The organism is Methylobacterium longum (assembly GCF_022179385.1).
Taxonomy (GTDB): Bacteria; Pseudomonadota; Alphaproteobacteria; order Rhizobiales; family Beijerinckiaceae; genus Methylobacterium; species Methylobacterium longum.
On the sequence record NZ_BPQS01000005.1, the window covers coordinates 240,931 to 256,511 of the forward strand.

Sequence of the window (15,581 nt, forward strand, 5' to 3'; positions counted from 1 at the left end):
GACCGGCGGCCTGACTGCCGGCGCGGACCACCGGCCCGTCCCGGGGGCAGCCGGCGATCCCGTCCGCGGACCGAGCCCGGCCGCCGCCTCCCGGTGACGAGGCGGTGGCCGGCGCGTGACCGGCCTCCGCGGCCCGCGGAACCCCGCGGGCCGCGGCCTGTTCGGGGCGCCTGAGCCGGGCGGCCCGACCCTCCACCTCGCCGCCACATCATTCCGACGCCGACGCATTCCGACCCGGCGTACGACGGGCATCGCCGTCGCGGGGCGGGTTCGGGCAGCGGCCACCAATGGCCATCTCGCGCGTTGTCGGCGCGATCCGATCCCGCCAGGAGCGCCCGATGCTCATCCGGTCCGCACTGCTCGTCCTCGCCTTCACGTCGAGCGCGCAGGCCGCCGCCTTCGACGACCTCAAAGGGTACCTCGCGTCCTGTCTGCGGTTCGAGATGGGCGGCGGCGACGCGCAACGGGGCCTGCCCCTGTCGTCTAAGGTCCGCTACGCGCTGGACCGCTGCGCGGACGACGTCGCGCGCCTGGAACGGGCGGATGGACGCCGCCTGCGCGGTGACGGCGGCATCAGCCCCTCGACCAAGGCGGTGATCCAGAGCGTCGTCGGCCGCAGCGGCAGCGGCATCGCCAACGTCCGGTATTGAGTCTCCTCCCGGGAGGCCCGTGCGGGGGGACAAGTCGCCCGATACGTTCCCGGGGTCATGCGGGCGCGCTGAGGAAGCGCGCGCCGTCCTTCGCGCCGTCCATCTTCGACAGCGAAACCCGGCCCGGCCGTTGCCGCGGCGAGGGCCGCCGCGACGGGGACGGGTTCCGGCAGCCTCCGGCGGACGCGGCGCGCTCAGCCGCGGTGGGGACGAGCGTGCCGCGGCGGCCTGTGGGCTGAGCGGATCGTGTGGGCCGAGGCCACCGCGCGCCCGCGCGCGGCCCGCGCGCGGGCGATGTCGGCCAGGCCGATCGGCCGGGGCGCCTCCTCGCGCGTGAACGGCATGCGCGCATGGATGTCGCCGTAATAGTCAGAGCCATCCATCCCGAAGCCGCCGGCCGCGACGGGGCCGTCCCCGAGCGGTTCCCCGGCGAGGGCGGCCGTGGCGGCGCACGCGAGGCAGAGGGCGGCGAAGATCGGGCGCATCACCGGACCCGGGCCTCGGGGAACCGGGCCCGATCTTGCGGACTCGGCGCATCCTGTCTCTGATGAACGACCGGGTCCGGCCGGCGAAGCACTTCGGCTCAAGACCGACGTTCTGGAGGAGAGGCTCATGACACGATTTCTCGTCCTGTACTGCGTGCCCTCGGCCGTCATCGAAGGGTGGAAGCGGACGGCCCCGGAGACGCGGGGTCCGGCCGAGGCCAAGATGAAAGCCGCGTGGGACGACTGGATGCAGGCCCATGCCGGAACGGTCAACGGTACGGAGGCGGGCGGCCGCACCAAGCGCGTCGCGTCGGACGGGATCTCGGACATCAAGAACGACGTCATGCTGTATGCGTTCGCCGAGGCGGAGTCGCACGACGCGGCCGCGCAGATGTTCGCCGACCACCCGCACCTGCAGATTCCCCAGGCATCGATCCAGGTGATGGAGGTGCGGGCGATGACCGGACCGTGAGGCGGCCCCGTCGCACGGCCCGGCGCGGCGGCCGGAACTTCTCCGACAGGCGCGTGTTCGTCCGCGACGACAAGGAGGCCCGGCCGTCATGATCATGATCATCATCTGCTTTCTCGCGCCATGGCTCGCCATGTTCCTGCGCGGGAAAGTGATCCAGGGGATCCTCTGCATCCTCCTCCACCTGACGCTGATCGGCTGGATCCCGGCGACGATCTGGGCTCTCATCGTCACGCGGCGGGAAACCGCCTGACGCGCCCCGTCACGGGAACCGGAGCCAGCTTCATGCGGACACGTCGTCGAACCGGCCTCGGACCCGCCGCGTGGCTCGGCTTGGGGACCGACCTCGCGATGCTCGGCGTCGAGGCCCAGATGGTCATCGGCGAACGGATCGCGATGCTGATGGTCGGCGGTCCCAAGGCACGCCGGGAGGCGGAGCGGATGGTGTCCGAGAAGATCCGCGCGGCCGGCAACGCGGCGGTCACGCTCGCCCTGGGCGGCACGCCCCGCAAGGTCGTGCGCGGCTACCGGAGGAAGGTCCGGGCGAACCACCGGCGGCTCAGCAAGGCCTGACCGGGGGATACCGCGCCGGGGCGCCGGGCGCGACGCGCAGTGCCCCTCTCCGGCACGGCCCGCCGATCGCGGGCGCGGGCGCGGGGAGATCGGCTTGAATGGCGGGTGGCGGGCGAGGCACGGTGACCGGCTCGGGCAACCTCGACAGGGCGGCCGCGCCGCACCGCGAGGCGTTCCTCCGGCATCTCGACGAGGCCTTCCGCCGCTACGGCTACGCGGAGGGACTGCCGGAGCGGCTGCGCGCGGCGGTGCGGGCGACGCCGCGCCACCGCTTCGTGCATCGCTTCCGTGCCGGAGCGGACGGACCGCTGCAGGATTTCGATGCCGACCCGGTCGGCCTGCTGCCCCTGGTCTATCGCGGCCAACCGCTGACCCCTGTCGACGGCGCCGGCGCGCCGCTGCCCTCGACCAACTCCGAGGCGGCCTACATGCTTTGGCTCGTGGCGCGCCTCGGCGTCGAGCCGGGCCAGCGCGTCCTGGAGATCGGCTGCGGCTCCGGCTGGCTGCTCGCCGTCATGGCCCACCTCGCCGGACCGGGGGGCCGGACGACCGGCGTCGAGATCATCCCGGACCTCGCGGACCAGGCCCGGGCCGACCTAGCCGGCCTCGGATGCGCCGACGCCGCGGTGCTCACGGGGGATGCCGCGCGCGCCGATCCCGGGCGGTCCGTTCGACCGGGTGATCGTCACGGCCGCCACCTGGGACATCCCGGCCGCGCTGTTCGATTGCGTGGCCGCCGGCGGCCGTCTCCTCGTCCCCCTGCGCCTGCCCCGGGACGAGGGCTGCGAGGTGACGCTGCTGCGCCGCGCGGGCCCCGGCTTCAGCGCGCTCTGGAGCGTTCCCGGTTTCTTCGTGCCCCTGGTCGGCGCGGGCCAGAGCGCGGAGATCGCGCGCCTCAGCCGCGAGGCCCTGCCGCTCCGGGATGGTACGGGGATCGCGCCGAGCCTGTCCTGCCCGCTCTGGTTCGGCGGCCTCGCCCCGGCCCAGCCCGCGGCCGCCGCGCAGGCGTTCCGACGCTACCTGGCCCTGACGGAGCCGAGCTTCGCGGTCTTCGAGCCCGCCGCCAGCCCGGCACCGCCACGATGGGTCAGCGATTTCGGTCTCGTGGACCGGGACGGGGGCTCGGCCGCCATCGTGGGCGCCGGGCGCCTGACCGGATACGGCACCCCGGCCGCGGCGAGGCGGCTCGCACGGGCCTATCGCGGGTGGTGCGACCTGGGGATGCCGGGTCCTTCGGCCTTCGCGCTCGACATCCTTCCGGCGGCGGCGGTCGCGGCCTCCCCGACCGCCCTGACGGAGTTGCGCGGCCACACTGCGCTCGTGCGGACCTTGGACCCGCAGGCCGGTGCGTTGCGCGGCCTCCTGGACGGCGGCTCCGGTCGGCGCGCCTGATCGGACGTATGGCGGCGAGGCCTCGGCGCGACAGCGCCTCCGGCCGGGCCTGTCCGGTCACGCACGCCCCATCCTGAGGCGTCCGCGCCGGAGGGCCTCGCGGAGGCCGCCGGCCCGCCGCCCGATCCGCGGCCGCAGGCGCTTGCCGCAGGCGCTTGCCCCAAGGCCGGCGATCACGGTCGCGGAACCCGTTCGGGGGTGCGCGACCGGGGGTCCATCACCGCTGCGGCATGCGCCGGATCGAATCCACGTTCTCGGGCGAGAGATTCGCCTCGAGGGTGCCGTGCGGGCGGCTCTCGGGCCGCTTGGCCTCGGCAACGGGCTTCGTCTCAGGCGCGGCCTTGTGGCCGACCGACCCTGTGGTCAGCGGCAGGGTGCGGACCGGCCAATCCTCCACCTTCAGGGCCCGGGCCGGCTTCTGGTCGCCGCAGCCGTCGCAGACCGAGACCAGCCAGGATTGCCAGAGGCCGTTGGTCTTCTCCTCCACCGACTCCGCCCGCTCGCGATGGGCGGATGCCAGGGCGACGGTGTCGAGGTCGGATTGCTGCCGCGGTGCAGCCAGCGCCTCCGGCGCGTCGGGCCGGGCGGCGCGTCCCTCCGCCGTGCCGGTGGGCCGAATCCGCAGCGACAGGGGATCGGCCGTCGCGGGCTCGGTCCCACACCCCACGCAGACCCGGGACGCGATCGCGTCGTCCGAGACCTGACGCGGCGTCAAGCGCTCGATCGGCTTGACCGAGGCCGGGCTCGCCTCGCGGCTCGGCGGCTTCGTCTGCCCGACGGCGGTGGTGTTGGGTACCCTCTCGGTCGCGAGCGCTCCTCCGGCCGGCGCGGCCTGCTCCGGCTGGGCCAGCGCGGCGGTCACCGGGAGCGAAGACAGCATTGAAGCGGCAAGCAGCATTCTCAGCGTTGTCATGGTTTCCTCCATGACAACACAATCGCCTATATCTGATCGGGTTCAGTATTTGCATACAGTAAAAGGGCAGGGGCTGCGCGCGCGAACCTCGCGGGGGCGGACGCCGTCGCGACCTGAGCCGTCCTCAGCCGCTCCCGCTTCGGGCGATGGAGGGCTCGGTTCAGCCTCCGCCGCTGCTTCCTCCCGCCCCGGGGCCCCCGAGATTGCCGTCCTTGTTGGGCGTGTTCCAGTAGATGATCCCGCCGTCCCGGGACCGCAGCGTCGGGGCCGGCGACCGCGGGACCGCCACGGATGGCGCCTCGGCCCGTCCCCGCGGCGGCACCCTGTGGCCTCGACCGGGCTGCGCGACGGCATCGAGGCTTCCCGGGCCCGCGAGCGCGGCCGCGAACCACCCGACCAGCACGGCTCTCATGGTCCCTCGGCGTCCTGCAGAGCGCCCCCTGGAGCAGGATAGTCGCCGCGGTGGCCGTGTCGAGGCCGCGGGCCAATCCCGGCGCCGGCCGGGCCTGGGCGAGATGCCGGAAGGACGCGCGCCAGCGGGGCGCCGCGAAGCGGTGGAGCGGCGGGCGGAAGCCCTCGAACAGGCGCCGCGATCTCAGGTTCGGAGTCCGGCCCACGAGGGGGATCACGCCACGGCCGAGGACGCTACGGCGACGTGGCCTCCCCGGCCCGAAGGCTCCGCCCGTTCACGCGGCCAGCGCCGGGTGCCCGCTCCGACCGTTCGCCTGATCCATGATCGCGCTGATCCGCTCGCCCACCGCGAGTGCGATCGCCTCGGAGGCCTCTCCCTCCAGGCGCTGCCGGCAGATCCGGGTGAGAACGTCGGTCACCCGCTGTTCCATCACGTCGAGGATCGCCGCGGCCGCCTGGGGCTGCGCACCGCGCAGCACGGCCGCGAGGTCGCAATAGGCGTCGTGCAGAAGCCGGAGCGTCAAGCGCTCGACAGCTTGCTCGTCCTCCTCCGTCAATGCACGCATGGGCGACTCTCCGGCTGGCCGCGGCAAGCTTCGCGCGAAGGCGTTAACAAGACGTAAAGCACGGGACGGGACCGCAGGGACCGGCTAACCACAACCCTGCGCATCCGATCCCCACCGCGGCGCCCGACAGGAGCGGGCCCGGCTTGCCTGCGGCGGCCGATTGCCTCCGGCGGCTTGCCGATTGCCTCCGGCGGCTTGCCGATTGCCTCCGGCGGCTTGCCGATTGCCTCCGGCGGCTTGCCGATTGCCTCCGGCGGCTTGCCGATGCGCGGCCCGGACCGCGCCGGGAAGACGGACGGCCGACGGAACTCCATCGCTGACGGAACTCGACCGCTGAAGGAACTTGGCAGGTCCTCCGGGTGTCTGACGGGAAGACTCCTTCACCCCGCGCGAGAACCGCCATGCGCCGCCTCATCCTCGCCAGCCTCTGCCTGTCCACGGCCGTGGCGTCCCCCGTGCTTGCGCAGGTGCAGCAGACCGATCCCAACGCCGCGAACCGATCGATGGAATCGAGCGGTCAGCTCCGCGCCCTGCGACAGGAGCAGACGACCCGGAGCGACACGCTGCGGATGGACATCCAGCGAAACCAGGCCGCGACGCCCGCGCCGAACACCGGCCCGAACACGATCGGGCCGACCGGCGGCACCGGCGTGGTGGGCCGCTAGACGTCCGGCAGGCGTCGCCCCCGCACCACCACCCGGGGCCAGCGCTCGAAACCGCTGGGCATCAGGACGGCGATCTGGTCCGGCACTGCGGCCTCGCCCAGCAGGCTCTTGAGCGAGGCGCGGCAGGCGGCCTCGAGCTCGGCCCGGGTCCGCGCGCCCGAGGTCTTGATGTCGGCGATCAGCAGCGCCGCGATCTCGTGGGCGAAGGAATCACGGTTCGACATGGCGGACTCCCGCTCTCGGTCTGAGCAACATAGTCTCACACGAGCGTTTTGAGTATCAGTACAGAATTGGGTATCCACATGCCGATAATGGATACTTGGTCCTGCGCCCGCCGCGCGGAGGCCGGGCCCTGCGCGGGAGCGCCGCGGCCGGGCCGCGTCGAAAGCGCCGGTTAAGGCCGCGCCTGCAAAGCTGGCGTCTCGGACGGACAGCTTCGCGTGGATGTGACGATGGTCTCGTGGCGGCGCTTCGGGTCAGGACTCCGATCGGCCCGCACCGGGATCGCGCTCGGCGTCCTGGCTCCGATCGGCATGCTGGCGGTCTCCGGGCTGATGCTGCTCGACCTGCGTCGGGATGCCTGGGACAAGGCCGAGCAGACCTCCAGGAACCTCCTGCAGGTTCTGGAGCGCGACATCGCCCGCAACATCGAGATGTACGATCTCTCGATCCGGGGGACGGTCGACAACCTGAGGGCGCCGGGCCTCGCCGAGGCCGAAGCCCCCTTGCGCCAGCTCATCCTGTTCGATCGCGCGGCGACCGCCCGCGACATGGGCGTGATGCTCGTGATGAACGAGCACGGTGCCGTCCTCGCCGACCTCGACGCCGTTCCGCCGCGCAGCGGCAACTACGCCGACCGCGCCTACTTCCAGGTGCACAAGGCGCGCACCGGGCTGGGCCTCTACGTCGGAGCCCCGATCCTCTCGCGCCTGACGGGCGAGCCGATGCTTCCGTTCAGCCGCCGGATCGACAAGCCGGACGGCAGCTTCGGCGGCGTGGTCCTGGGCACCGTGAAACTGTCGTACTTCGCCCACCTGTTCGGCGAGATCGACCTCGGCCACGGCGGCGCGATCAACCTCTACCTGAACGACGGCACCCGCCTGATGCGCTACCCCGCCGAGGAGGCGGATATCGGGGCCAACATCGCGCAGGCCCCGACCTTCAGGCGGTTCCTGCGGGAGGGGCGCGGCAGCTTCGTCGGCACCTCCGTGCGCGATGGGGTCGAGCGCTACTACACCTTCACGCGGATCGGGACCTCTCCGCTGATCCTGAACGTCGCCCTCGCCACGACGGCGGTGGAGGCGGAATGGCGGGCGCGGGCGATCGTCATCGGCAGCATCCTGCTGGTGCTCTGCGGTCTCACGATCGCGCTCTCGCTCCTGTTCGGGCGCGAGTTGCGCCGCCGGGAGGCGATGCGGGCCGAACTGGCCGCGCTGTCGCGCACGGATGCCCTGACCGGTTTGGCGAACCGCCGCTGCTTCGAGGACAGGTTCGCCCGGGCCCTGGAGACGGCCCGCCACGGCGCCCAGCCGCTGTCGCTGCTGATCGTCGATGCGGACCATTTCAAGCGCTACAACGACCGCTACGGGCATCCGGTGGGCGACGCGGTGCTGCAGGGCCTGGCCCGCAGCCTGGCGGCGAGCGTCCACCGTCCCGAGGATCTCGTCAGCCGCATCGGCGGCGAGGAGTTCGCCCTGCTCCTGCCGGATACCGACGAGGCCGGCGCCCAGCGCGTTGCCGACAAGGTCCACGCCGAGGTGTCGACTCTGGCGGTTCCGTCGGCGGGAATCGGGACGGGAGCCGTGACCGTGAGCATCGGGCTCGCCAGCCTCAGGCCGGGCGGCGGACGCGGCGCCGCGCCGGACCTGTACCGTCTGGCCGATGCCGCGCTCTACGAGGCCAAGAGCGGCGGCCGCAATCAGACCCGCAGCGCCACCGTGCCGGCGGCCGCATCCCCGCGCGGCACCCTGCAACTGGTGGGCGCCTCCTGATCGGATCGGGCAGGACCGCCGGCGGACGCCGCCCGCCGCCCGCCGCCCGCCGCCCGCCGCCGGAGCGATGGTCCGACGTCGCGCGGGGAGAAGGCGACCCGCGCCCGCGTCCGCGCGGGGCGCGATGGCCACCCATCGTCGAAGGCGTGGTCTCCCGGGCGGTCTCTCGGGTTGTCTTCCGGGTGGCGCAACGCGCCGCCGCTGCGGAGAGAGAAAACGGACCGCGCCGTCGCGGCGTCGGGCCGGGATGTCCGGATCCGCCGGCCCGCGGGTGCGGGACCCGCGCGTGACCCCGAGACCCTTGGGCCGGACCCGGCGCGCGAGGTCCCGGCGCGCGAGGTCCCGGCCGCCCCGGCCGCGCGCTAGGCCGCCCTGTGGATCCGCGTCCGCCCGTCGAGTTCGCGGATCGTCGCGGCGAGCAGCGCCTCCAGGCCATCGCAGGCGGATTGCGGCTCCGCACACCTTGCGTCCCGTGCGGCCAGCTCGATGGCGCGCAGCCGCTCGACCAGGGCGCGGGCACCGATGTTCGCGCTCATGGATTTGAGGCTGTGGGCGGCCTGGGCGATGCCCGGCTGGTCCGACGAACCGAGGACCGCCCTCAGGACCGCCAGCGCCGTTGGGGCCTGCTGACGGTACAGGTCGACGATGCGGTCCAGGAAGGCGCTGTCCCCGAGGCCGAGGAGACCGTCCAGGACCTCGCCGTCGAGGAGATCGCCGCGGGGCCCGTCGGCGGGCACGGGCACGGGCGCGGGGGCGCCCGGCGCCAGGTCCGGCCGGGCCGGGGCGTGGGCCCGCAGGAGCCCGACGAGCTGCGTCAGCGTGAAGGGCTTGCCCAGCGTGCCGTCCATGCCGGAGGCCGACGCGGCCTCGGCGGCGTCGGCGAGGACGTGGGCGGTCAGGGCGATGATCGGGGTGCGGCGGCCGGAGCCCGCCTCGCGCTGCCGGATGGTCCGGGCCGCGGCGAAGCCGTCGAGCACCGGCATGCTGCCGTCCATCAGGATCAGGTCGAAACGCCGCGCCGCGGCGGCTTCCACGGCGGCGGCCCCGTCCGCCACCGCCACCACGTCGGTGACGCCGCAGCGCGCCAGGGCCTCCAGGGCGACCTCGCGATTGACCGCGCTGTCGTCGGCGACGAGGACGCGCGTCCCCGGGAAGCGCGGGAGCGGCTCGGCCGGGACCGCCCGCGCGGCCGGCAGCGCGGCCGGCACCGCGAAGGCGCCGCCCTCGGCCAGAGCCGTGAGCACCGGCTGCCACTCGCCCTGGGTGACCGGCCAGCGCAGGACTTCGTCGGCGAGTCCCGCCCGGAGCGCCGCGTCGGCGGCGGTGTCACCCTGGCCGCCGACGACGAGGACGCGGTCCGCACCCTCCGGCCTGCGGCCGGCCGCCATCAGGGCGGCGACGTCGAGGATCCAGTGGGCGGGCGCCCGGCCGGCGGAATCCACCGGCTCGAACCCGGCCCCGCGCAGGCCGGCCGCGAGGGCGTCCCGGGTGGCCGGGCCCGCGGCACGCAGGACGACCCGGGCCGGCACCGCGGGGCGGCGCATGACCGGGCGGGCGGGCTCGGCGACCGCGACCGGGATCCGCGCCGAGAAGGTCGAGCCGACGCCCACGCGGCTCGCCACCGCGACGGTGCCGCCCATCGCGGCGACGATCCGCTGGGCGATCGACAGGCCGAGACCGGTCCCGCCGAAGCGCCGGGTCGTGGACTGGTCGGCCTGCGAGAAGGCCGAGAAGATCGTGGCCAGCTTGTCCTGCGGGATGCCGATCCCGGTATCGGTGACGGCGATGACCAGGCACCCGTCCCCGGCGTCGATCGCCATCCGCACGGAGACGTGCCCGGCCTCGGTGAACTTCAGCGCGTTCGACACGAAGTTGCTCACCACCTGCCCGAGGCGGACCGGATCGCCGAGGATCGCCCGCGGCACGTCCGGCGCGATCTCGGCCGCGAGGTCGAGACCGGCCGCCCGGGCCCGCTCGGCGAACAGCGTCACCGCCGTGTCGGCGATCTCGGCGGGGCTCACGGGCACGTGCTCGAGGTCGAGCTTGCCAGCCTCGACCTTGGCCAGGTCGAGGATGTCGTTGATGATCGCCATCAGCGACTTGCCGGAGCGGGCGATCACCTCGGCGTAGCGGCGCTGGCGCGCCGGCAGGTCGGAGCTCGCCAGCAGTTCCGCCATCACGAGGACGCCGTTCATCGGCGTCCGGATCTCGTGGCTCATCGTGGCGATGAATGTCGACTTGGCGGCGTTGGCGGACTCGGCGGCCTGCTTGGCCTCGTTCAGGTCCGCCGTCCGGGCGCGGACCTCCGCCTCGAGCTGGGCGCTGTGGGCGGCGAGGCGGTGATCGCGCTCGTTCACGGCGGAGAGCAGCTCGTTGAAGGTGCGGGCCAGCGCGCCGACCTCGTCGTCGCTCAAGACGGGCGCGCGCTGCGCGTAGTCGTGGCGCAGGCGGATCGCGTCCATGGTGCGGGCGAGCGCCGTCAGCGGGCGCGTGACGCTGCGCTGGAGGTACAGCGAGACGCCGATGCCGATGGCGACGGCGAGCAGCGCCGCCAGCGCCGCGTTCCGCCCCGCCGCCCAGACGTGGTCGAGGATGTCGTCGGTCTCGCCGATCAGGACGACGCGGCCGACCGTATGCCCGTTCTCCCTGATCGGCGCGGTCACCCGCAGGGTGCGGGTGGCGAGTATCCGCAGGAGGGACAGGTCCGCGCCGTCCTGGGCCGCGTCCTGGGTCAGGCGCAGGCCGAGTCCCTGCTCCGCGAGGACGGACCCGTCGGACCGCTCGATCGCTCCGTAGACGATGGACGGGACCTGGCCGATCGCCCGCAGGGACGCATCCGCCGCATCGGCGTCGTTCTCGGCGGTCGCCCGGCCGCCCCCGTGGGCGAAGACCTGGGCGACGGCCTTGAGTGCGATCTGCTTGTCGGCGGCGTAGCGGGCGACCTCGCGCCAGACCGACAGGGCGGCCGCCAGGATCAGCGCGGCCGTGACGGCGCCGGTGACGGCCAGGGCCAGCCGGCCGGCCAGGGAGCGTTTCGGCCTGAGCCACGCGCGTTGCACGGTTCGCTCCTGTGTGGGCCCGGGCGAGCTCGATGGAGGGGAGGGCGATCGGAATGGTCGGATCAGGCGGCGGCCTTGATCCAGGTCTGCTCCACCTCGTCCCAGCCGGCCAGGAAGGCCTCGACGCAGCGCGGGTCGAAATGCAGCCCGGCCTGATCCGCCACGAAGCCGCGGGCGCGGTCGAGGGGCCAGGCCGTCTTGTAGGGTCGCTCCGTCACCAGGGCATCGAACACGTCGGCCACCGCCACGATGCGCCCGGAGAGCGGGATCGCCTCGCCCCTCAGGCCCCGCGGATAGCCCGCGCCGTCCCAGCGCTCGTGGTGGCTCGCGGCGATCTCGGCGGCGAGCCGCACGACCTCCGAGGTGCTGCCCTCCAGGATCCGGCGGCCGCGCTCGGCGTGCTTCTGCATCTCGGCGCGCTCGTCCGCGGAGAGGGGCCCCCGCTTCAGCAGGATCGAGTCGGGAACGCCGATTTTCCCGACATCGTGCATCGTGGAGGCCAGTTTCAGGCTCCGGACCTCCGGCGTGGCGAAGCCGAGATTGCACGCGATGACGCCCACATATCCGGCCACCCGGGCGATGTGGTCGCCGGTATCGGAGTCGCGGTGCTCGGCGGCGCGCATCAGCAGGGCGATGATCTCGTGCTCCCGCGCCTCGATCACCGCGACCGCCGCCGCGACCTCGTGGGCGAGCCACGCGGTCCTGTCCTGCTCCTGCCGGTGGGCCGCGCTGATCTTCATCAGGTTGGTGACGCGCGCCTGGATCTCGACGGGATCGCAGGGCTTGCCGAGGAAGTCGGTGGCGCCCGCGCGCAGGGCCTGGTGGCGCAGGCTGCGCTGGTCGAGGCTCGTCACCATGACGATCGGCACGTGCGCGAAGCCGGGCACCGCCCGCGCCGCCGCGATGACGTCGAGGCCGGTCATCCCGGGCATGTCGTAGTCGGTGACGACGATCCCGATCCGGTCGACGTTCGCCTGCAGGAAGGCCAGCGCCGCCACCGGGCTCGTGAAGGCGACGGGCTCGCACTCGGCCACGGGCTTGAGCGCCTGCATCATCAGCAGGTTGTTCATCTCGGAATCGTCGAGGATCAGCGCGAGCACCGTGTCACTCCCAGGCGACGCATCGTCGGCGAAGGTTGTCGGGCGTCGGGAGCCCTGGGGGCGTCCGGCCGACGAGGACGGCCGCCGCGCGGACCGCGACCCGGAGGCCCGGGCACCGTCGCCGCCGCGCTGCCGGACCGGTCCGGCAGGGCGCGCGGGGCGTTCCGGCGCGTGCACCAGGGGTGTCGGATGATCGCATCCTCCAGGACGGCGGCCCGGCGCGCGCTGCTGACGCGCCGCCGATCCGAAGGATGACATCGGGCTCCTAAAGAATTCGTCGCACCGGGCCAATTTCGGCATCCGTGTTGCGCGAGGTCCTACTCTTCCGACCCGGGACAGGTCGAAGATGGTAAATACAGTCGCGCCGAGGCTAGAACGCCCTGTTTCCTATCCTAGGTTGTTTCTAATCCAGCAACACTCGTGCCGGCGATAGGCGGCCGGCCCGCGAAACAGCCTGGACGGCCCCGTGACCGTCGTCGAAGCGCGTTCCACTACTGGGCGGCCTGAACACTTTCGAAAGGGGACACCGCTAACGTCGTCGGAGATCGTGCCCACGCGGCGATGGGGCGGCGCACGACGTGCAGAGTTCATGCGCGATGACCGGTATCCTGAGGTGTCTGGCGTCATTCGTTACCGGTCCCCCATCGTCGGTCCCGGCCTCGAGATCCCGCGCGCCTACGGCTGAGCGGATGCGATCCGGGGACGCCGCGCCGACGCGCCGCGCGGGCGCCGGACCCGTCGGCCGCGCCCGGCGCCTGGCTCGCCACCGGGGCGGCGCGTCGGCGGTGGAGTTCGCGCTCCTGGCGGCCCCGTTCCTGGCCCTGCTCGGCGTGGTGGCGGAAACCGGCCTCGTCGCCCTGGAGCAGCAGACCCTGGACATCGCCCTCGACCGCGGCGTCCGCCAGCTTCGGACGGGGGTCTTCCAGGACGGTGCCGACGGCAGCGATCCGGGCCAGCGCTTCCGCAAGATCGTCTGCAGCGGACCCTCGGTCCTGTTCCCCTGCACGGACCTGCGCCTCGACGTCTCGCGGGCGGCATCGTTCTCGAGTTCGCAGCCCGCGGAACCGTTCGACCGGACCAAGAAGACCTGGACGGCCGGGTTCGGCATGCGCTTCGACTGCCCGCAGGGCGGCGACACGGTCACGGTGCGGGCCGCCGTACCGGTGGTGCGCCTGTTCCAGATGCTGGATTTCACCGGCCGGATCATGTCCGACAAGTCGCAGATGCTGATCGCGACCGAGATCTTCCAGGCCGAGGAATACGAGCCGAAGCCGTGTTGAACGGGATACCCCGCGCCGGCCTGATCGCCTTCGCGGGCAGCCGGAGCGGGGTCAGCGCCGTCGAGTTCAGCCTGGTCGCGCCGCTCCTGATCCTGCTGTTCATGGGGTCGATCGAGCTGCCCCGCGCCTACATGATCGGCAAGAGGCTCGACAACGCCACGGCCACCATGGCCGATCTCGTCTCCCGCGGGACCTACACGGACCTGTCGCCGGTCTTCGCCGCCTTGGGCGCGATCGCCAACCCGTACGACGTGACCCGCGCCAGCGTCGTCCTGACGGCGGCAGGCACGTACCAGACCGGCTCCGCGGCCACGACCCAGGTCTGCTCCAGCGCGGAATCCAACGGGCAGGCCCGCGCCACCGGCTCCACGCTCGGCCCCCCGCCGGCAGGCCTCGACCGGGGCGGAGACCGGTTCGTGATGACGGAGGTCACGATGCCCTACCGGCCGGTCTTCCCGCTGTTCCCGGGCCTCGTCCGATACACCTACAGGTACAAGAAGACCTGGCCGGTGCGCAGCGGGCAGGTCCACAACGGTCAGAGCGAGGTGGTGCTGCCGGGGGGCGCCCCCTGCCCGAAGTGACCCGACCCGGCGCCGGGGACGATCCGCCCCGCGCCGTCAGATCGTCTCGTAGGCGAACAGGACCGCGATCAGCGTCAGGCTGACCAGCCCGAGGACGAAGCAGATGTCGGCGCAGCGCTCCAGCCGGACCATGCGGTCGCTCCCGGCCTCCAGGCGGATCGACAGGTAGGAGGCGATCGCGCCCACCAGGAACAGGATGGCCGTGAGGGCGGCGGCCTCGTCGACATGGCTGGGACCGACCTGCCCCTCGGCGATCTTCACGAGGCCGATCAGGGTGGTGCAGACACCGACCATCGTCCCCGCACTCGGCAGGATGTGGCGCGACAGCGCCTCCCCGCCGGATTCGCGGACCTTCCGCCTTTCGGCCATGCGCACCTCCTAAGGCTTACGTGCCGGCCGATCCTGACCCATCCGGCCGCGTCCGAGGAGGCCCGTCTTGAAGCGCCCGCTGACCACCAGCTTCTCCGCGCCGCCGAACCCGGAGCCGCCGGCCGCGCCCGAGCGACCGTCCGTGCCGTCCTGGCGCGAGGTCGCCCCGATCGTGGCGGCCCTCGTCACCATCCTGGAGGCGATCGAGTCCGGGCCGAAGGCGGGGCCCGCCATGCGGGCGCACCGCTCGTCCCTGCGCCGTCAGGGCGAGGCGGCGGCGGCGCTGGGCGGGGCCGACGCCCTGGAGACCGCCCTGCAGCAGGTCGCGGACGCGGACCCCGCCCGCGCCGCGCTCCGCCTCGACCTCGTCCGGGATGCCTGGACGGGGCTGCCCGGACAGCCCGGCTGACGCCGGGCCGCCCGCGGCGCTTCACCAGCCGCCGTGGAACCGGCGGGGGCCGTCGTAGCCGTAGCCGCCGGGGCCGCGCGCGTCGCCGCCGTATCCGTCGTAGTTCGGCCGGCCGCCGTAGGGTCCGCGCGGGCCGCCGTAGCCCCAGCCGCGGTCGTTGGGCCGGCAATGCCCCCAGGGGTTCGGATGGAACCCGGGCCCGCACCCGCCGGCGACGCGCTCGATCGGCATCGCGCCGGAGGGCGGTCCGTAGCCGAACGGCGCGGCGTTCGCCGCCGTGGCGCCGGAGAGACCTGCCGCGAGCAGTGCGGCCATGCCGATCAACCTGGAGCGCCTCATCACACGATCTCCTCGAGCCACGGTCCGAACCCGTCGGACCGGATGACAGGAGGATGCGCCGCCGCCCGTGAACCGGATCCGGACGGGCCGTTCATCGCGCCGCCGGGTTCCCGGACCCGGGCCTGCCGGCTGGCGCCGCCGGGCAGCGGGCGTCGCGGGCGGCGGCGCGCCGTCCGTGCCGGCGATCAATCGCGGATCCGGTCGGGATCTTCGCGCGTCGCCCTCAGTGCCTGTATCGTTCGGCGAGCGCCATGAGCGCCTGGGCGAGTTCGGTGAGGTTGGCCGAGGCCGCCTCGACCTGGCGCGTGCCGGCCGCCGTCTGCTGGCTG

Annotated in this window: 18 protein-coding genes and 1 pseudogene; 11 read left to right on the forward strand and 8 right to left on the reverse strand. The window is 73.4% G+C overall.

The features are described from left to right. Positions 1-338 precede the first annotated feature (338 nt). Positions 339-650, forward strand: coding sequence for a hypothetical protein (locus MFF58_RS07070; protein ID WP_238286269.1), 312 nt, complete (start codon positions 339-341; stop codon positions 648-650). A gap of 194 nt (positions 651-844) precedes the next feature. Here the strand turns inward: MFF58_RS07070 and MFF58_RS07075 are convergent, their stop codons facing one another. Beyond that, positions 845-1,135 (reverse strand): hypothetical protein, encoded by a 291-nt coding sequence (locus MFF58_RS07075; protein ID WP_238286299.1) that lies wholly within the window; start codon positions 1,133-1,135, stop codon positions 845-847. Positions 1,136-1,262: 127 nt separating this feature from the next. On the opposite strand from MFF58_RS07075, the gene MFF58_RS07080 reads away from it, so the two are divergent. From MFF58_RS07080 to MFF58_RS07095, 5 genes and pseudogenes are all read left to right on the forward strand, one after another. Then, positions 1,263-1,607 carry a hypothetical protein gene (locus tag MFF58_RS07080; RefSeq protein WP_238286270.1) on the forward strand — a complete coding sequence of 115 codons (345 nt, stop codon included), beginning with the start codon at positions 1,263-1,265 and terminating at the stop codon, positions 1,605-1,607. Between the two features lie 88 nt (positions 1,608-1,695). Then, positions 1,696-1,857 carry a YqaE/Pmp3 family membrane protein gene (locus tag MFF58_RS07085; protein WP_238286271.1) on the forward strand — a complete coding sequence of 54 codons (162 nt, stop codon included), beginning with the start codon at positions 1,696-1,698 and terminating at the stop codon, positions 1,855-1,857. A 32-nt stretch (positions 1,858-1,889) separates the two neighbouring features. Continuing rightward, positions 1,890-2,177 carry a hypothetical protein gene (locus MFF58_RS07090; RefSeq protein WP_238286272.1) on the forward strand — a complete coding sequence of 96 codons (288 nt, stop codon included), beginning with the start codon at positions 1,890-1,892 and terminating at the stop codon, positions 2,175-2,177. 428 nt (positions 2,178-2,605) lie between these two features. Further along, positions 2,606-2,761: pseudogene (locus MFF58_RS32230) on the forward strand (methyltransferase); the annotation flags it as partial. Positions 2,762-2,816: 55 nt separating this feature from the next. Beyond that, the gene (locus MFF58_RS07095) at positions 2,817-3,569 is read left to right on the forward strand and encodes a class I SAM-dependent methyltransferase (protein WP_243987483.1); all 753 of its coding nucleotides are present in this window, start codon (positions 2,817-2,819) and stop codon (positions 3,567-3,569) included. Positions 3,570-3,786: 217 nt separating this feature from the next. Here the strand turns inward: MFF58_RS07095 and MFF58_RS07100 are convergent, their stop codons facing one another. Continuing rightward, positions 3,787-4,482: a hypothetical protein gene (locus MFF58_RS07100; protein ID WP_238286273.1), complete on the reverse strand. Its 696-nt coding sequence runs from the start codon at positions 4,480-4,482 to the stop codon at positions 3,787-3,789. Between the two features lie 686 nt (positions 4,483-5,168). Then, complete coding sequence (locus MFF58_RS07105; protein WP_238286274.1) at positions 5,169-5,459, reverse strand: hypothetical protein; 291 nt, start codon at positions 5,457-5,459, stop codon at positions 5,169-5,171. Positions 5,460-5,860: 401 nt separating this feature from the next. On the opposite strand from MFF58_RS07105, the gene MFF58_RS07110 reads away from it, so the two are divergent. After that, the gene (locus MFF58_RS07110; RefSeq protein ID WP_238286275.1) at positions 5,861-6,124 is read left to right on the forward strand and encodes a hypothetical protein; all 264 of its coding nucleotides are present in this window, start codon (positions 5,861-5,863) and stop codon (positions 6,122-6,124) included. On the opposite strand, the gene MFF58_RS07115 is transcribed toward MFF58_RS07110, so the two are convergent. Further along, a complete protein-coding gene (locus MFF58_RS07115) occupies positions 6,121-6,348 on the reverse strand; it encodes a hypothetical protein (RefSeq protein WP_238286276.1) in 228 nt (75 codons plus the stop codon). The two genes, MFF58_RS07110 and MFF58_RS07115, sit on opposite strands and share 4 nt — an antisense overlap. Positions 6,349-6,576: 228 nt before the next feature. Here MFF58_RS07115 and MFF58_RS07120 point away from each other — a divergent pair, with 228 nt between their 5' ends. Then, complete coding sequence (locus MFF58_RS07120; protein ID WP_238286300.1) at positions 6,577-8,115, forward strand: sensor domain-containing diguanylate cyclase; 1,539 nt, start codon at positions 6,577-6,579, stop codon at positions 8,113-8,115. 362 nt (positions 8,116-8,477) lie between these two features. Here MFF58_RS07120 and MFF58_RS07125 read toward each other — a convergent pair whose 3' ends face one another. Both MFF58_RS07125 and MFF58_RS07130 read right to left on the reverse strand, forming a co-directional pair. Beyond that, on the reverse strand, positions 8,478-11,174 hold the full coding sequence (locus MFF58_RS07125) for an ATP-binding protein (protein WP_238286278.1): 2,697 nt from the start codon (positions 11,172-11,174) through the stop codon (positions 8,478-8,480). A gap of 62 nt (positions 11,175-11,236) precedes the next feature. Continuing rightward, on the reverse strand, positions 11,237-12,274 hold the full coding sequence (locus tag MFF58_RS07130; protein ID WP_238286280.1) for a response regulator: 1,038 nt from the start codon (positions 12,272-12,274) through the stop codon (positions 11,237-11,239). Between the two features lie 689 nt (positions 12,275-12,963). Here MFF58_RS07130 and MFF58_RS07135 point away from each other — a divergent pair. Next, on the forward strand, positions 12,964-13,554 hold the full coding sequence (locus MFF58_RS07135) for a TadE/TadG family type IV pilus assembly protein (protein WP_238286281.1): 591 nt from the start codon (positions 12,964-12,966) through the stop codon (positions 13,552-13,554). Continuing rightward, positions 13,548-14,135, forward strand: coding sequence for a TadE/TadG family type IV pilus assembly protein (locus MFF58_RS07140; protein WP_238286282.1), 588 nt, complete (start codon positions 13,548-13,550; stop codon positions 14,133-14,135). The genes MFF58_RS07135 and MFF58_RS07140 overlap by 7 nt, the downstream gene beginning before the upstream one ends. A gap of 36 nt (positions 14,136-14,171) precedes the next feature. Here the strand turns inward: MFF58_RS07140 and MFF58_RS07145 are convergent, their stop codons facing one another. After that, complete coding sequence (locus tag MFF58_RS07145; protein WP_238286283.1) at positions 14,172-14,504, reverse strand: hypothetical protein; 333 nt, start codon at positions 14,502-14,504, stop codon at positions 14,172-14,174. A 67-nt stretch (positions 14,505-14,571) separates the two neighbouring features. Here MFF58_RS07145 and MFF58_RS07150 point away from each other — a divergent pair, with 67 nt between their 5' ends. Next, the gene (locus MFF58_RS07150; RefSeq protein WP_238286284.1) at positions 14,572-14,913 is read left to right on the forward strand and encodes a hypothetical protein; all 342 of its coding nucleotides are present in this window, start codon (positions 14,572-14,574) and stop codon (positions 14,911-14,913) included. Between the two features lie 21 nt (positions 14,914-14,934). On the opposite strand, the gene MFF58_RS07155 is transcribed toward MFF58_RS07150, so the two are convergent. Beyond that, positions 14,935-15,252 carry a GCG_CRPN prefix-to-repeats domain-containing protein gene (locus tag MFF58_RS07155; RefSeq protein WP_238286285.1) on the reverse strand — a complete coding sequence of 106 codons (318 nt, stop codon included), beginning with the start codon at positions 15,250-15,252 and terminating at the stop codon, positions 14,935-14,937. Between the last annotated feature and the right edge of the window lie 329 nt (positions 15,253-15,581).

What these genes read in the sequence shown, in the direction of transcription:
- MFF58_RS07135 (WP_238286281.1), top strand. Translation starts at nt 12,964, where the DNA reads ATGCGATCCGGGGACGCCGCGCCGACGCGCCGCGCGGGCGCCGGACCC.
- MFF58_RS07075 (WP_238286299.1), bottom strand. Translation starts at nt 1,135, where the DNA reads ATGCGCCCGATCTTCGCCGCCCTCTGCCTCGCGTGCGCCGCCACGGCC.
- MFF58_RS07080 (WP_238286270.1), top strand. Translation starts at nt 1,263, where the DNA reads ATGACACGATTTCTCGTCCTGTACTGCGTGCCCTCGGCCGTCATCGAA.
- MFF58_RS07100 (WP_238286273.1), bottom strand. Translation starts at nt 4,482, where the DNA reads ATGACAACGCTGAGAATGCTGCTTGCCGCTTCAATGCTGTCTTCGCTC.
- MFF58_RS07070 (WP_238286269.1), top strand. Translation starts at nt 339, where the DNA reads ATGCTCATCCGGTCCGCACTGCTCGTCCTCGCCTTCACGTCGAGCGCG.
- MFF58_RS07095 (WP_243987483.1), top strand. Translation starts at nt 2,817, where the DNA reads ATGCCGCGCGCGCCGATCCCGGGCGGTCCGTTCGACCGGGTGATCGTC.
- MFF58_RS07120 (WP_238286300.1), top strand. Translation starts at nt 6,577, where the DNA reads ATGGTCTCGTGGCGGCGCTTCGGGTCAGGACTCCGATCGGCCCGCACC.
- MFF58_RS07115 (WP_238286276.1), bottom strand. Translation starts at nt 6,348, where the DNA reads ATGTCGAACCGTGATTCCTTCGCCCACGAGATCGCGGCGCTGCTGATC.
- MFF58_RS07105 (WP_238286274.1), bottom strand. Translation starts at nt 5,459, where the DNA reads ATGCGTGCATTGACGGAGGAGGACGAGCAAGCTGTCGAGCGCTTGACG.
- MFF58_RS07110 (WP_238286275.1), top strand. Translation starts at nt 5,861, where the DNA reads ATGCGCCGCCTCATCCTCGCCAGCCTCTGCCTGTCCACGGCCGTGGCG.
- MFF58_RS07155 (WP_238286285.1), bottom strand. Translation starts at nt 15,252, where the DNA reads ATGAGGCGCTCCAGGTTGATCGGCATGGCCGCACTGCTCGCGGCAGGT.
- MFF58_RS07145 (WP_238286283.1), bottom strand. Translation starts at nt 14,504, where the DNA reads ATGGCCGAAAGGCGGAAGGTCCGCGAATCCGGCGGGGAGGCGCTGTCG.
- MFF58_RS07085 (WP_238286271.1), top strand. Translation starts at nt 1,696, where the DNA reads ATGATCATGATCATCATCTGCTTTCTCGCGCCATGGCTCGCCATGTTC.
- MFF58_RS07090 (WP_238286272.1), top strand. Translation starts at nt 1,890, where the DNA reads ATGCGGACACGTCGTCGAACCGGCCTCGGACCCGCCGCGTGGCTCGGC.